Raw genomic sequence first — 15,038 nt, forward strand, 5'->3', positions numbered from 1 at the left:
CCTTCTGTCGGCTTCATGCGGACTTGGTCTGTCGGTCGAGGACGTAGTTCATGATCAGCGCCGCCACCAGGATCAGCCCGGTCACCAGCATCTGGAAGAACGAGCTCAGCCCCAGCAGGTTGAACAGGTTGCGCAGCACCGAGAGCAGCAGCACGGCGATGAATGTGCCCATCACCCCGCCCTTTCCGCCGAACAGGCTGGTTCCTCCCAGGACCACCGCGGCGATGGCATCCAGTTCAAGGCCGGTGTGCGCAGTTGGCTGACCGATGGTGAGCCTGGCGGTGAGCAGCACGCCGGTCAGCGCGGCCAACCCGCCGCAGATCACGTAGGCCGTCGTCTTTATCCGCTGCACCGGCAGTCCGGACAGCCTCGCCGCCGTGGCGTTGCTGCCGACCGCATAGATGTGCTCACCAAACGTCGTGCGGCGCAACACCACACCCACGATCACGGTGGTGACCACGAAGATCACGCCGACCACCGGAACACCGGCCACCGTCCCGGCACCCAGAAACCGCAGGCCGATCGGAATCTCGGCGGTCGTGGGGGTGCCGTTGGTGGTCAGGAAGGTGAGCCCGCGGATGCTCTGCATTCCGGCCAGCGTCACCATGAACGCCGGTAAGGCCAGATAGGCGCTCAATCCGCCCATGATCCCGCCCAGGATCAGCCCGCTCATGATGGCCAGGAGCATGGCGACGGGCCAGACGATACCCATCCCGATCAGGATCGCCACCAGCATTCCCGACAGCGCCGCGACGCTGCCCACCGACAGGTCGATACCGGAGGTGAGGATCACCACCGTCATCCCGATCGCGACAATGCCGGTGAGGCTGGATTGTTGGAGCAGGTTCGCCAGGTTCTGCGAGGTGAGAAACTGCGGAGCCGTGACGGATGCCACGACGAACAACGCCACGAAGACGATCAGCAGATTGAACCGCACGATGATGTTCTGGCGGCGGGTGCGTGCGCCGACGGCGGTCGTGGCCGTCGAATGCGAAGTGGATCCCTCAATTACGTCAGTCAATGTCGCTTCTTCCTGTGACCACACAGCGGGCGATGTCCGCAGGCGGTGTGCTTGCCGGGTCGTACGCCGCGATGTTTCTGCCTTCGTGCATGACCCAGATCAGATCGCAGTTCTCGGTGAGCTCGCTCAGCTCGCTCGACGCCATCAACACCCCGACGCCGGATTCGGCGAGCGCGTGAACCTGTTCGAACAGATCGGCTTTCGCGCCGATGTCCAAACCTCGGGTCGGTTCGTCGAGCAGAAGCAGGTCGATTCCCCTGGCCATCCACTTGGCCAGCACCACCTTCTGCTGGTTGCCGCCGGAGAGCTGGCCGACCGGCTGGTCGATGCTGGAGAACTTGACCCCGAGGCGTTGCAGCGACGGCGCGCACAGCCGCCTGGCGGCCTTCATCGGGTTGACCCCGAGCGGCGCGAGCGCGGCGATACCGGCGTTACGCAGGATCGACTGCTCAAGGAACAGTCCTTGGCGCTTGCGGTCCTCGGGGACAAGACCGATCCCCGCCGATACCGCGCCCCGGGGGGTCATCCGGGTGACCGCCGCGCCTTTCAGGGTCAGGTCAAGGGCGGCACGGCGGTCGCCGAACAGGGTCGCCAACAGGGTGGAGCGGCCCGCACCGCCCAAACCCGCCAGTCCGATGATCTCGCCACGCCGCACGGTGATGTCCGATACCTCGATCACCCCCGCGATGGCGGCGCGGCGGACTTCGAGCAGCTCGGCTCCCGTCTCTTCGGAGCGACACCGCGCCCGGGGCGAATGTGGTTTCAGGCCGCGACCGATCATCGCCTCGACCAGTTCGTCCTTGGTCACCGTCGCCACGTCGAACACCCCGACGGTGGCGCCGTCGCGCATGACGGTGGCGCGGTCGCCGATCTCCTTCACCTCGTCGAGCCGGTGCGATATGTAGATCACCGATTTGCCGGAGGCGGTGAGTTCGCGGATGACCCGGAAGACCTCGGCGAGATCGTGATCGGTGAGGGTGGCGCTCGGCTCGTCCATGACGACGATGCGGGCATCGGTGGTGAGCGCCTTGGCGATCGCGGTCAACTGCTGGTCGGACACCGACAGGTCGGCGACCACGTCCGATGGTGCGAAGCCGCCGCCGACCCGGGCGATCGCCGTCGCCGCCAGGCGATCCCGCTCGCGACGCGCGACGAACGGACCACGCAGCGGTTCGTGACCCAGGAAAAGGTTCTGCGCCACCGTGATATCGGGCACCAGGTCCAATTCCTGGTAGATGGTGTTGATCCCGGCCCTGACTCCGTCGATCGGTGAGCCGAACGAGACGTCCTCGCCGTCCAGCGTGATCGTCCCGGAATCCGGGGTATACGAACCGGACAGGATTTTCATCAAAGTGCTTTTCCCCGCGCCGTTCTCACCGAGCAGGCAGTGCACCTCTCCCTTCGCGACCTCCAGGGTCGCACCGTCGCACGCCTTCGTTCCGGGGAACGCTTTCACGATGTCGGTCATCCGGAGTGCGGGATGTGCGATGTGGTTGTCGGTCATGCCGATTCCCCCAGCACGGACAGTGCGGTGGCTTCGTCGGTGATCAGCACCGAGCAGAGCCCGCTGGTCAGGGCTCCCCGGACGACGGGGACCTTGTGTTCTCCCGCGGCGACCGCGATGGCGCAATTGGCGTTCTTGACGTCGTCGAGTCCCAGACCGACCGTCCGCCTGTCGATGTCGGCGCGGGCGATCGCACCCGTCGCGGTGATGTAGTGGGCGAGGATGTCGCCGCAGGCCCCGGCCGCCTCGAGTTGGGCGAGTTCGGCGGTCGTGATCGCACCCGATTCGACCAGCACCGAGGTCGGGCCGAGCGCCCCCAGCGAGAACAGCAGGGCGTCGGCCGTGCGGGCGCGGGCCAGCACCTCCTCGACGAAACCTTCGGCGTAGAGCGCATCTCGGGTCTCGATCCGCTCGACGATCGCGGGCACCGACAACATGGTGGCCCGGCCGTTTCCGGTGTGGGCGATGCTCGTCACGATATTGGCGGCCTTGGTGGGGTGCACCGATCGACTCACCCCGCCGTTGGCCTGGATGACCTCGATGCCACTTGTCCACCCGGCAGGTAGCACCGCGGCGATCTGCTGCAGGGTGTTGCCCCAGGAAACGCCCAGCGAGGTGATCCACGACGCGTTCGACTTCAGGTAGTTCGCCGCCGCCGCGGCGACGTGCTGTCCGGGTGTGTCGCGATGGTCGGGGCCCGGCACCACCACGCATTCGCGCAGGCCGAAGCGGCTGCGCATCGCGACCTCGGTGTCGGTCCGGCGGGCTTGGGGGTGCACGATTTTGATCTGGACGAGGCCGACGCCGCGGGCCTCGTCCAGTAGCCGGCCGACCTTCCACCGGGTCAGGTGGAGTTCGGATCCGATGTCCTCCTGGGTGCGCCCCTGCTCGTAATAGCACTGCGCGATATAGAGCAGCAGGTCGGTGTGATCCTTGTCCGCGACGGCACTCATTACCGCACCAACCGGAACGGTGGGCGGGTGTCCGGGTTGGCGCCCGCGCCGCCGTCGGTGGTGTCGCACATGATCGGCCACAACGCCGCGGTCAGTCGCTGATAGTCACCGAAGGTCTGTTCGTACACCGCTATCCGTTTCGGGTCGGGTTCCAGGAGCCGGACCCGCGGGGCGAACAGCTGGGACCCCGCACCCAGGCTCGGCACGATCCCGGCCGCGGTCGCGGCGATCACCGCGCACGCCCGAAGCGTGAGGTTCTCGCCGACCACCAGTTCGGCGGGCCGGCCGAGGACGTCGATGGTCACCTGCTGCCACAGCGAGTTTCGTTCGATGCCACCCGAGAAGACCAGGCGGGTGCACGGCACGCCGGACCGTTCGAACGAGTCGATGACGCTGCGGGTTCCGCACGCCACGGCTTCGACCATGGCCCGGTACAGTTCGGCCTTCGTGGTCCCCAGGGTCAGCCCGATGACGGCCCCGCGCAGCCGGGCCTCCCGGTGCGGGGTGCGATTGCCCATGAAGTAGTCGAGGGCCCGCAAACCGTGGGAGGCCGGATCCACCGCGGTGGCCTGCTCGATCAGCGTTGACAGCTGGTCTCGGGGGACGCCCATGATCGACTCACCCGTCCACTTCAGCACCGAACCGCTGGACACCTGGCCGCCTTCGATCAGCCATTTCCGGTGGTTCAGGGCGTCGGGGTAGGGCCCCCACACCTCGTTGGAGGTGGTCGGCCGGTCGACTTCGGTGACGATGGCCGAGGAGGTGCCGGACACGATGGACACCAGCCCGTCCACCTTGCCGCCACAGGCGAGCAGGGACACGTGGGCATCGATACCGCCGACGGCGACGACCGGTTCGGCGTCGATGCCGAGATCGGCTGCCGCGGTTGGCGTGAGAGTGCCCGCGACACCGCCGACCGCGACAATCTCGTCCGGCAGTTTGTCGATCAGATCGTCCATGCCGAGGGCGGCGTAGAGCTCGGCGGGGAACCGCCTGGTCAGGGCGTCGTAGTTGTATTTGCAGACCGCGTTCATCTGCGACCCGACCCATCGTCCGCTCAACCGGAAGGTGAGGTAGTCGACGGCCTCGACGATCCGTGCGGCGTCCCGGTAGGCATCCGGGTCGTGCGCCTTGAGCCACATCGCTTTCGGCAGTAGCCATTCCGACGCATCCGATCCTCCGGACCATTGCAGGATCGGATGCTGGTGGCTCAGTTGCGCGGTGCGTTCGGATTCCGCGGCGCCGCGCGCGTCCATCCAGAGGATCGCCGGGCGCAGCGGTGCTCCGGTGGCGTCGACGACCGCCACCGTCGATGCGGTGGTCGACGTCGCGATGGCGATGACCGGGCCGGCCGCCCGGCACGGGTCGGTGTCCAGAAGTTCACGAGCCGCCGCGGTGATCGCGGCCCACCAGTCCCGCGGATCCTGCTCGGCCCACCCCGGTCGGGGATGGTGGGTCGAGTACGGGCGGTGAGCCGTGCCCAGCGGGGTGCCGTCCTCGGTGAACGCGCCGACCCGGGCGCCCTCGGTGCCGAGGTCGATCGTCAGAAGGATCCCCATGGCTCAGTCCTCGTTGGGCAGGAACAACACTTTGGACGAGAAGATCGAGCGGTCGCCGAGCTGGCGCATCATGCCCGGCAGGTCCGACAACGGCAGTTCGTGGGTGATCATGAACTCCCACTTGAGTGTTCCGGCGGCCAGCATCTGGGCGGCCGTGCGCCACTCGTCGCCGGGGAACGGTGCCGAGAACGAGTTCCATGAGCCGTGCAGGCTGGTCTCCAGCCGCATGAACTTGTTGAAGGTGTCCTTTTCCAGCGTCACGGGTGCGTGCGGGATGCCGACGAAGACCGCGTGACCGTGTGGGCCGGTGAGGTCGGCCGCCATATCGGCCGTCGCGGGGGTGCCCGCGGACTCGAGAACGATGTCGAAGCCGCGCCCACTCAGCGCGCGCGCCTCTTCGACGCCCTGCACCGCGTGGGTGGCGCCGGCCGCACGCGCCATGGCGGCCTTTTCGTCGCTCAGGTCGACCGCGACGATCTGGTCGGCGCCGTGCAGCTTGGCCCACTGGACGGCGAAGAGTCCGATCGGGCCCGCACCGATGACGAGGACGCGGTGCCCGGCCCGCAGGCCGGTCTTCCACAGCCCGTGCAGCGCGATCGCGGCGGGGTCGAGCATCGCGGCGGCGCGGGGATCGATGCCTGCGGGCAGCTTCAGCAGATTGCCCACCGGGCTGACCACGAACTGGGCGTAGGCCCCGTCGGACCGGCTGCCGAAGTAATCGTAATTCTCGCAGAGCCCGAATGCGCCCTTGGCGCAGAAGTCGCAGCGGCGGCACGGGATCAGCGGGGGCACCGAGACGAGTTCACCGATATCGAATCCGTCCACGCCCGCACCGATCTCGGCGACCCAGCCGGAGAACTCGTGCCCACAGATGATCGGCATGACATAGCCGCCGTTGCGCAGCATCCTGGGGACGTCGGATCCGCACACGCCGCACGCGGCGACCTTGAGCAGTACCTCGCCGGGGCCGGGTGTGGGCACCGGCGCCTGCTCGACCCGGATGTCGCCGGGCGCGTACATCACCGCCGCCGTCATATGTTCGGGCCGGGTGGACCGGGCCGGTACGGTCGCCGGGGCGGGGGCCTCGGTGGTCATCGAAATCGTCTCCTCATGTGTTGGCTGGCCTGGCTCGAAGTCGGCCGGCTAGGTGGCGGCGGCGAAGGTCGCTTCGCCCTCCAGCGACGGTGCGTTGGATTTGTTGACCAGATCCGTTCCGGCATCGACGAATTCCGGTGCCGATTCACCGTGGGCCACCTTGACCGCGGTCTGGATGGCGAGCTTGCCTTCGACGTTCGGATCGTTGAGTGCGGTCGCGATGTACTGGTCGCCGTTTGCGATGGCGCGGACGGCCTCCATCAGCCCGTCCACCCCGAAGACCTTGACGTCGGCGCGGTGGTTCTCGTGCAGAACCTGCAGGGCACCCAGCGCCATATCGTCGTTCTGGGCATAGACCGCCTTCAGATCGGGATGGGCCTGCAACAGGTCCTGCATCGCGGTGACCGCTTTGGATCTGGTGTAGTCGCAGTACGGACCGTCGACGACGGTGATGTTCGGCTGGGCCGATACCGCGGCCTGGAATCCGTCGTGGCGGTCCCTGGCCACCGCGCCACCCGCGTCGCCCTGTATCTCGATGACCTTGCCGCCTGCCGGCCCGAGTACCCGGACGGTTTCCTCTCCGACCAGCCGGCCCATGGCCTTGTTGTCGCGGCCTACGAAGGCCGCCGCACCCGATTCGACCGGGCGGTCGACGGTCACCACCTTGATACCGGCGGCCTCGGCGGCGGCCAGCGACGGTGTGATGCCCTTCGGGTCGACCGGGTTGATCACCAGCACGTTGACACCCCGGGTGATCAAGTCCTGGACATCGTTGTTCTGTTTGGTCACGTCGCCGTTGGCGTCGGCGTAGAAGAATTCGCCGCCCTGCGCCTGCGCCTCCGCCTTGGCCGCGTCGGTGAGGGCGACGTAGAACGGGCTCTGCTGGGTTGCCTGGCTGAAGCCGATCTTGACCGGGCCGTCGACGGTGGCGGTGTTCTGGGCGGTGTTATCGCCGGGTACCGAGCACCCCGAGAACGTCAACGCCATGGCGGCTCCGAGCGCGATCCCGGAGATTGCTTGTAGGAATCTCACCTGTCCTCCTAGCTGGGCGGCGGCAGCGGTGCCGGGCCGCGTGACGCCCATCACGTTAAGGACGGGGCTATGCGATCGTCAACATATGCGCACAATTTTGCTCATGTGCGCATTCCTGCGATGCGCCGTCGTCGCGCCGATACTGGGCAGATGGCTCAACCCAACGACGTCGCACTCGAACCGATCGGCTCCGTCCAGCGCACCGAGGTGGGCCACGAGGCCACCGAACCGATGCGCGAGGACATTCGGCTGCTCGGCGCGATTCTCGGCGACACCGTCCGCGAGCAGAACGGTGAGGAGGTTTTCGACCTCGTCGAGCGGGCCCGCGTCGAGTCGTTCCGGGTGCGCCGCTCCGAAATCGACCGGGCCGAACTCGCCGGGATGTTCGCCGGAGCCGATGTCCGCCGGGCCATCCCGGTGATCCGGGCCTTCACGCACTTCGCGCTGCTGGCCAACGTCGCCGAGGACATCCACCGGGAGCGGCGCCGCGAGGTGCACGTCGCGGCCGGTGAACCACCGCAGGACAGCAGCCTGGCCGCGACCTACCTGAAACTGGATTCCGCCGAACTCGACGCGACGGCCGTGGCCGAGGCACTCACCGGCGCATTGGTGGCGCCGGTGATCACCGCCCATCCCACCGAGACCCGGCGGCGCACGATCTTCGACACCCAGCACCGCATCACCGAACTGATGCGCCTGCGCATGCACGGCCACAGCCGCACCGAGGACGGCCGTGATATCGAGGTCGAACTGCGCCGCCATGTGCTCACGCTGTGGCAGACCGCGCTGGTGCGGCTGTCGCGGCTGAAGATCTCCGATGAGATCGAAACCGGCCTGCGCTACTACCCGGCCGCGTTCTTCGAGGTGATCCCGCAGGTCAACGCCGGGGTGCGGGATGCGTTGCAGGCCCGCTGGCCGGGCCGGGATCTGCTGGAGGAGCCGATCCTGCGACCGGGGTCCTGGATCGGCGGGGATCGCGACGGCAATCCCAACGTCACCGCCGAGGTGGTCCGGCTGGCCACCGGCCGCGCGGCGCAGATGGCGATGGAGCACTATTTCACCGAGATCACCGGGCTCGAAGAAGAGCTGTCGATGTCGGCGCGGCTGGTCAGGGTCAGCGACGGCCTGGCGGCCCTGGCCGACGCCTGCCACGAACCGGCGCGGGCGGACGAACCGTACCGGCGGGCACTGCGGGTGATCCATGCCCGGCTCACCGCCACCGCACGCGAGATCCTCGACGAGCAACCCGAACACGAACTCGACCTGGGACTGCAGCGGTATCGCACCCCCGGCGAGTTCCTGGCCGACCTCGACACCGTGGATGGCTCACTGCGCGCCAACGGCAGTGCGGTGCTCGCCGACGACAGGTTGAACCGGCTACGAGAAGCCGTGCGGGTATTCGGGTTTCACCTTTCGGGCCTGGACATGCGGCAGAATTCCGACATCCACGAACAGGTGGTCGCCGAGCTGCTGTCCTGGGCCGGCGTGCATCCCGACTACGCGTCACTCGACGAACCGGCGCGGGTCGACTTGCTGACGGCCGAGATCTCCACCCGCCGCCCGCTGATCGGCGACGGCGCCGAACTGTCCGAGCTGGCGCGCAAAGAACTCGACATCGTGGCGGCCGCCGCTCGGGCGGTGCGGGTGTTCGGCCCGCAGGCCGTGCCGAACTACATCATCTCGATGTGCCAATCGGTCTCGGATCTGCTCGAAGCGGCCGTGCTGCTGAAAGAGGCCGGCCTGCTGGATGCCTCGGGCTCGCAGGTGTACGCGCCGGTCGGGATCGTGCCGCTCTTCGAGACCATCGACGACCTGCAGCGCGGATCGTCCATCCTGGAGGCCGCGCTGGATCTTCCGGTGTACCGGGCGATCGTGTCGGCCCGCCGCGGCCATCAGGAGGTGATGCTCGGCTATTCGGATTCGAACAAGGACGGCGGGTACCTGGCCGCCAACTGGGCGCTGTACCGGGCCGAGCTGGACCTCGTCGAATCGGCTCGCAGGACCGGAATTCGATTGCGGCTCTTCCATGGTCGTGGCGGCACGGTCGGTCGGGGTGGCGGCCCCAGCTACGACGCCATCCTGGCCCAGCCGCCAGGGGCGGTGAAGGGCTCGCTGCGGATCACCGAACAGGGTGAGGTGATCGCCGCCAAGTACGCCGAACCGAGGATCGCGCACCGTAACCTGGAGACCCTGCTGGCCGCGACGCTCGAATCCACCCTGCTCGACGTCGAGGGGCTGGGGGAGGAGGCCGGGCCGGCGTACGAGGTGCTCGACGACCTGTCCGCCCGGGCCCAGCGTGCCTACGCCGAACTGGTGCACGAGACACCGGGTTTCGTCGACTACTTCAAAGCGTCGACACCGGTCAGCGAGATCGGCGCGCTCAACATCGGCAGCCGTCCCACATCGCGCAAGCCGACCACCTCGATCGCCGATCTGCGGGCCATTCCGTGGGTGCTGGCCTGGAGCCAGTCACGGGTGATGCTGCCCGGCTGGTACGGCACCGGCACGGCGTTCGAGGAATGGGTCGCCGACGACCCGGACGAGAGGGGCACCCGGCTGAAGGTGTTGCAGGACCTCTACGAACGCTGGCCGTTCTTCCGGACCGTGCTGTCCAATATGGCGCAGGTGCTGGCCAAATCCGATCTGGGGCTGGCGGCGCGCTATGCGGAACTGGTCGACGACGAGGAACTGCGTGCACGCGTATTCGACAAGATCGTCGCCGAGCATGGCCGCACCCTGCGGATGCACCGGTTGATCACCGGACAGGACGACCTGCTGGCCGACAACCCGGCACTGGCCCGGTCGGTCTTCAACCGGTTCCCCTACCTCGAACCGCTCAACCATCTGCAGGTCGAACTGCTGCGCCGGTATCGCTCCGGCGACACCGCGGAGCTGGTGCAGCGCGGAATCCTGCTCACCATGAGCGGATTGGCGACTGCCCTGCGCAATAGCGGCTGATTGTCGCTGTCACACCCCGGCAGTTCGCCGTACAGCGTTGATCACCCCGCGGACGGCGTTCTCCGCGGTTGCCAGTGGTGAGGTCACCGCCTCGCTGATGTCGACGATCGCCTCGACCCGCCGCACGATGACTTCCAACCGGTCGACCATGTTGACCAGGCGCGGTGCGAGCTCATCGATGCTGGTGATGGTGGCGTTGAACCGTTCGAGGGTGCCGTCCAGATCGCCGATCGACCGGTTGAGGCCGACGACGGTGCGATCGAGGTCGATCAGCAGTGTCTCGACCTGTTCGACCGTGGCATCGGCGTTGAGGGCCGCCTGCGTCAGGGTTTTGATGCGCCTCGTTGCGGGGCGGGCACGACCGTCGCTTCTGTCTGCCATGTCAGACAGTATGGCGCTCGGTCAACACGTTGACCGTCTCGACAGCTCAATCCGCGCCCGTCCAGTCTTGACGCTCGGGGGAACCGAACGGCGCCGCGCTGCGTCTGAATCGTTGTGCGGCGATTCTGCGAACCCCGAACCCGGCCGGCCCACCCGACAGACCGGATGCGATCCGACCGCCAGGTGGCCGACTATCTGGCTGGCTATGCCGAGGCACTGGCCGACCGGCCGCCCGATCGCCAGGTCTCGGCAGGCACCGACGAGTGAACGGCGGTTACAGCTTGCCCGCCGCGGCCTCGTCGAGGAGCCAGACCGTGCGCTCGCGGCCTACCGCGCCTGCGGCGGGTACGTCGACGGGATCGGCCCCGCCGACCGCGGCGGCAACCGCCTCGGCCTTGGCCGCACCGGACACCACCAGCCACACCTCGCGGGAGTTGCGGACCGCGGGCAGCGTCAACGTGATTCGCCGCGGCGGCGGTTTGGGGGAGTCGGTGACACCCAGCACCAGGCGGGTGGACTCGCGCACCGCGGGTGTATCGGGAAACAGGGAGTTGATGTGCCCCTCGCCGCCCATTCCGAGCAGGTGCACGTCGAACTCGGGTCCAGGGGCGTCGAAGTTGGCGGTCAGCAGCTGGGCGTACCCCTCGGTCGCCGCGGCGAGATCGTCGCCGAACTCGCCGTCGCTGGCGGCCATCGCATGCACGTTGACGTCCGGGATCCCGACCTGATCCAACAGCGCCTCACGGGCCTGCTTGTCGTTGCGCTCGTCGTCGTCCTGCGGAACGAAACGCTCATCGCCCCAGTAGACGTGGACCTTCGTCCAGTCGATCTCGGCGGCCCGCTCGCCGACCCGTTTGAGCAGGCCGATGCCGGTGCCGCCGCCGGTGAGCACGATGGTCGCCTGGCCGCGCGCGGCGATCGCGGAGTTGATGGCTTCCACCAGCCGGTCGCCCGCCGCGGCCACCAGCGCCGCGGTGTCGGGGTAGCGCTCGATCACCGGGCTCATGCGTACTTCACCTTGTCGATACCTCGCAATGCGTCGTAATAGATCTCGTCGGCATCCAGACGGCGCATGTCCTCGGCCAGACAGTCACGGGTTTCCCTGCGGGCCAGCGGAACCGATGCGTCCGGCTTGCCGGTGCGGGTCAGTTTCGCAGTGACCCCGTTCTGCGGGCGGCTCAGCGTGATGGTCTCGCTGGGCCGGTTGAGTTCGACCTTCAGATCGCCGACTGCCCGTGTCACCTGGCCGTCGATCCGGCCGGCCAACCAGCCGGCCAGGATGTCCAGCGCGGGCTCGTCCTTGAGACCGGACACCAGGGCTGACGTGATCGGTTCGTAGGGCGCCTGATCCAGCGCGGAGGTCAGCAGGGCGCGCCAGTAGGTGATCCGGCTCCAGGCCAGGTCGGTATCCCCGGCGGAGTAGCCCTTCGCCCGGCCCTTGATGGCCCGTAAGGGATCGGCACCGTTGGTGGCGTCGGTGATCCGGCGGATCGCCAGCTTGCCCAACGGGTCTTCGGCGGGGACATCCGGGGCCACATCCGGCCACCAGGTGACCACCGGGGTGTCGGGCAGCAGAAACGGCGTCACCACACTGCTGGCGTGATCGGCGAGCGGGCCGGAAAGCCGAAGCACCACAACCTCGTTGGCGCCGGCGTCACGCCCGACCCGCAGTTGCGCGTCCAGTCGCGCCTCGGTGGCCTTCCGGTCCGCGGGCATGACCACGATGACGCGGCAGGGGTGTTCGCGGCTGGCGGCGTTGGCGGCCTCGATCGATTCCTCCAGCAGCGCTTCGGTGTCGGGAGCGATGACCAGGGTCAGAACCCGGCCAAGGGTGATGGCGCCGCCCTCCTCGCGCAGTGCGACGATCTTCTTGTTGATGACGTCGGTGCCGGTGTCCGGCAGATCGACAATCACGGCCGCCTCCATTCGCGCCCACTGCGGTGCAACATCTCGAACGCGGATTCCGGGCCCCACGTCCCCGACTCGTAGGGGTCGGGCTTGCCGTGCGAGCTCCAGTAGTCCAGCGCGGGATCCAGTATCTTCCAGGCCAACTCGACCTCGGCGTTGACCGGGAACAGCGAGGGCTCGCCGAGCAGCACGTCGAGGATGAGCCGCTCGTAGGCCTCGGGCGACTCCTCGGCGAACGCCGAACCGTAGGAGAAGTCCATGCTGACGTCGCGCACTTCCATGGTGTTGCCCGGCACCTTGGAGCCGAACCGCATGGTGATGCCCTCGTCCGGCTGCACCCGGATCACCAGGGCGTTCTGGCCGAGTTCCTCGGTCATGGTGGCGTCGAACGGCAGGTGCGGTGCCCGTTTGAACACCAGGGCGATCTCGGTCACCCTGCGGCCCAACCGCTTTCCGGTGCGCAGATAGAACGGCACACCCGCCCAGCGCCGGGTGTCCACGTCGAGGGTGATCGCGGCGAACGTCTCGGTCGTCGAGGTCTTGGAGAACCCCTCCTCGTCGAGCAGGCCGACCACCTTCTGGCCGCCCTGCCAGCCGGCGGTGTACTGACCGCGCGAGGTGGTCTCGTCGAGCGGTTCGACCAGCCGGGTGGCCGAGAGCACCTTGATCTTCTCGGCCTGCAGTTCATGGGGGCTGAAGCTGACCGGTTCCTCCATGGCGGTCAGGGCCAGCAACTGCAGCAGGTGGTTCTGGATCACGTCGCGGGCGGCCCCGACACCGTCGAAATACCCGGCGCGGCCGCCCAACCCGATGTCCTCGGCCATGGTGATCTGCACGCTGTCGACATAGTGGGCGTTCCACACCGGTTCGAAGAGCTCATTGGCGAACCGCAACGCCAGAATGTTCTGCACCGTCTCCTTCCCCAGATAGTGGTCGATGCGGAACACCGACGACTCGGGGAAGACGCTGTTGACGAGGTGGTTGAGATCCTCGGCGCTCTTGAGGTCGTGCCCGAACGGCTTCTCGATCACCACCCGGCTCCAGCAGCCGTCGGGCTTGTTCGCCAGACCGGTTCTCGACAGCTGTTCGAGGACCTGGGGGAACGCCTTCGGCGGGATGGACAGATAGAAGGCGTGGTTTCCGCCGGTTCCACGTTCGGCGTCCAGCTTGCTCAACGTCTCGGCGAGCCTGCTGAACGATTCATCGTCGTCGAAGGAGCCCTGAACGAAGCGGATCCCCTCGGCCAGCCGGTCCCATACCTCCTGGCGGAACGGTGTGCGGGCGTGCTTGCGCACCGCGTCGAGCACCACGGCGCCGAAATCCTCATCGGCCCAGTCCCGTCTTGCGAAACCGATCAGGGCGAACGTCGGCGGCAGCAACCCGCGGTTGGCCAGATCGTAAATCGCCGGCATCAGCTTCTTGGTGGCGAGATCGCCGGTCACACCGAAGATCACGACGGAACATGGACCGGCGATCCGTGGCATCCGCTTGTCGCGTTTGTCACGCAGCGGATTGCTCCAGTCAGGCGGCGCCCCAGTGCAATCGGTCACTGAGGCGGTCACATCCTTCGTGACGCTCATTTCTTGGCGGCGTCCAGTTGACCCTGGGTAGCGTCGAGCAGCTCCTGCCACGACTTCTCGAACTTCTCGACCCCCTCGTCCTCGAGGACCTTGAACACATCGGGCAGGTCGATGCCGGCCGCGGCCAGTGCGTCGAACGTCTCCTGCGCCGCGGCGGCCGTTCCGGAGACGGTGTTGCCCGCGATGTCACCGTGATCGGCGACCGCCTCCAGGGTCTTCTCCGGCATGGTGTTCACCGTGTGCGGTGCCACCAGCTCGGTGACGTAGAGGGTGTCGGAGTAGTCCGGGTTCTTCACCCCGGTCGAGGCCCACAGCACGCGCTGCACGCGCGCCCCTTCGGCCTTGAGCGCGGCGAAACGATCGGAACCGAACACCTCTTCATAGGCCGCGTAGGCCAGCCGCGAGTTGGCCACACCGGCCTTGCCGCGCAGCGCGAGCGCCGCATCGCCGCCGATCTTGTCCAGCCGGGCGTCGATCTCGGTGTCGACGCGAGACACGAAGAACGATGCGACGGAATGGATCTTGGACAGGTCGTGGCCGGCCTCCTTGGCCTTCTCCAGCCCGGCCAGATAGGCGTCCATCACGGCGCGGTGCCGTTCCACCGAGAAGATCAGGGTGACGTTGACCGAGATGCCCTCGGCGATCACGGCGGTGATGGCGGGCAGCCCGGCCAGCGTCGCGGGGATCTTGATCAGCAGGTTGGGCCGGTCGACGATCTTCCACAGCTCGATGGCCTGCAGGATGGTCTTATCGGTGTCATGGGCCAGGCGGGGGTCGACCTCGATCGACACCCGGCCGTCGACGCCGTCGGACGCCTCATACTGCTTGGCCAGAACATCGCACGCGTTGCGGACATCGTCGGTGGTGACGGTGCGGATGGTGGCGTCGACGTCGGCGCCCCGCTCGGCGAGTTCGGACACCTGCGCGTCGTAGGCGGTGCCCTTGGACAGCGCGGCCTGGAAGATCGACGGGTTGGTGGTGACGCCGACGATGCTGCGGGTGTCGATCAGATTCTGCAGGTTGCCGGTCTGCAGGCGGTCGCGGGAC

At 67.5% G+C, this 15,038-nt stretch carries 12 protein-coding genes; 1 reads left to right on the forward strand and 11 read right to left on the reverse strand.

Going from position 1 to position 15,038, the window contains the following annotated elements:
- Positions 1-13: 13 nt before the first annotated feature.
- The 6 genes from ACWDTP_RS17370 to ACWDTP_RS17395 are packed head-to-tail and all read right to left on the reverse strand — an operon-like array spanning position 14 to position 7,164.
- Positions 14-1,021, reverse strand: a complete 1,008-nt coding sequence (locus ACWDTP_RS17370) for an ABC transporter permease (RefSeq protein WP_450021861.1) — start codon at positions 1,019-1,021, stop codon at positions 14-16.
- Positions 1,014-2,525: a sugar ABC transporter ATP-binding protein gene (locus ACWDTP_RS17375; protein ID WP_450021863.1), complete on the reverse strand. Its 1,512-nt coding sequence runs from the start codon at positions 2,523-2,525 to the stop codon at positions 1,014-1,016. The genes ACWDTP_RS17370 and ACWDTP_RS17375 overlap by 8 nt, the downstream gene beginning before the upstream one ends.
- Positions 2,522-3,478: a sugar-binding transcriptional regulator gene (locus ACWDTP_RS17380; protein WP_450021865.1), complete on the reverse strand. Its 957-nt coding sequence runs from the start codon at positions 3,476-3,478 to the stop codon at positions 2,522-2,524. Before ACWDTP_RS17380 ends, ACWDTP_RS17375 begins: the two co-directional genes overlap by 4 nt.
- Positions 3,478-5,037, reverse strand: a complete 1,560-nt coding sequence (locus ACWDTP_RS17385; RefSeq protein WP_450021867.1) for an FGGY-family carbohydrate kinase — start codon at positions 5,035-5,037, stop codon at positions 3,478-3,480. The genes ACWDTP_RS17380 and ACWDTP_RS17385 overlap by 1 nt, the downstream gene beginning before the upstream one ends.
- Before the next feature lie 3 nt (positions 5,038-5,040).
- Positions 5,041-6,132, reverse strand: a complete 1,092-nt coding sequence (locus ACWDTP_RS17390) for a galactitol-1-phosphate 5-dehydrogenase (RefSeq protein ID WP_450021868.1) — start codon at positions 6,130-6,132, stop codon at positions 5,041-5,043.
- 48 nt (positions 6,133-6,180) lie between these two features.
- Positions 6,181-7,164: a substrate-binding domain-containing protein gene (locus tag ACWDTP_RS17395; protein WP_450021870.1), complete on the reverse strand. Its 984-nt coding sequence runs from the start codon at positions 7,162-7,164 to the stop codon at positions 6,181-6,183.
- A gap of 150 nt (positions 7,165-7,314) precedes the next feature.
- Here ACWDTP_RS17395 and ppc point away from each other — a divergent pair, with 150 nt between their 5' ends.
- Positions 7,315-10,122: a phosphoenolpyruvate carboxylase gene (gene ppc / locus ACWDTP_RS17400; RefSeq protein WP_450021872.1), complete on the forward strand. Its 2,808-nt coding sequence runs from the start codon at positions 7,315-7,317 to the stop codon at positions 10,120-10,122.
- A gap of 9 nt (positions 10,123-10,131) precedes the next feature.
- On the opposite strand, the gene ACWDTP_RS17405 is transcribed toward ppc, so the two are convergent.
- The 5 genes from ACWDTP_RS17405 to tal all read right to left on the reverse strand — a co-directional run.
- The gene (locus ACWDTP_RS17405; RefSeq protein ID WP_450021874.1) at positions 10,132-10,503 is read right to left on the reverse strand and encodes an ATPase; all 372 of its coding nucleotides are present in this window, start codon (positions 10,501-10,503) and stop codon (positions 10,132-10,134) included.
- Between the two features lie 274 nt (positions 10,504-10,777).
- Complete coding sequence (gene pgl / locus ACWDTP_RS17410; protein ID WP_450021876.1) at positions 10,778-11,509, reverse strand: 6-phosphogluconolactonase; 732 nt, start codon at positions 11,507-11,509, stop codon at positions 10,778-10,780.
- Positions 11,506-12,417: a glucose-6-phosphate dehydrogenase assembly protein OpcA gene (gene opcA, locus ACWDTP_RS17415; protein WP_450021878.1), complete on the reverse strand. Its 912-nt coding sequence runs from the start codon at positions 12,415-12,417 to the stop codon at positions 11,506-11,508. The genes pgl and opcA overlap by 4 nt, the downstream gene beginning before the upstream one ends.
- On the reverse strand, positions 12,414-13,895 hold the full coding sequence (zwf, locus tag ACWDTP_RS17420) for a glucose-6-phosphate dehydrogenase (RefSeq protein ID WP_450021887.1): 1,482 nt from the start codon (positions 13,893-13,895) through the stop codon (positions 12,414-12,416). Before zwf ends, opcA begins: the two co-directional genes overlap by 4 nt.
- A 92-nt stretch (positions 13,896-13,987) precedes the next feature.
- Positions 13,988-15,038, reverse strand: a 1,051-nt coding sequence (gene tal, locus ACWDTP_RS17425) for a transaldolase (RefSeq protein ID WP_450021880.1), incomplete at its 5' end; no start/stop codon positions are given.

The organism is Mycobacterium sp. NPDC003449, from assembly GCF_053588415.1.

Excerpts from the sequence above, each read along its gene's own strand:
- ACWDTP_RS17375 (WP_450021863.1), bottom strand. The coding sequence starts at position 2,525 with ATGACCGACAACCACATCGCACATCCCGCACTCCGGATGACCGACATC.
- ACWDTP_RS17380 (WP_450021865.1), bottom strand. The coding sequence starts at position 3,478 with ATGAGTGCCGTCGCGGACAAGGATCACACCGACCTGCTGCTCTATATC.
- ACWDTP_RS17385 (WP_450021867.1), bottom strand. The coding sequence starts at position 5,037 with ATGGGGATCCTTCTGACGATCGACCTCGGCACCGAGGGCGCCCGGGTC.
- ACWDTP_RS17390 (WP_450021868.1), bottom strand. The coding sequence starts at position 6,132 with ATGACCACCGAGGCCCCCGCCCCGGCGACCGTACCGGCCCGGTCCACC.
- ppc (WP_450021872.1), top strand. The coding sequence starts at position 7,315 with ATGGCTCAACCCAACGACGTCGCACTCGAACCGATCGGCTCCGTCCAG.
- ACWDTP_RS17405 (WP_450021874.1), bottom strand. The coding sequence starts at position 10,503 with ATGGCAGACAGAAGCGACGGTCGTGCCCGCCCCGCAACGAGGCGCATC.
- pgl (WP_450021876.1), bottom strand. The coding sequence starts at position 11,509 with ATGAGCCCGGTGATCGAGCGCTACCCCGACACCGCGGCGCTGGTGGCC.
- zwf (WP_450021887.1), bottom strand. The coding sequence starts at position 13,895 with ATGCCACGGATCGCCGGTCCATGTTCCGTCGTGATCTTCGGTGTGACC.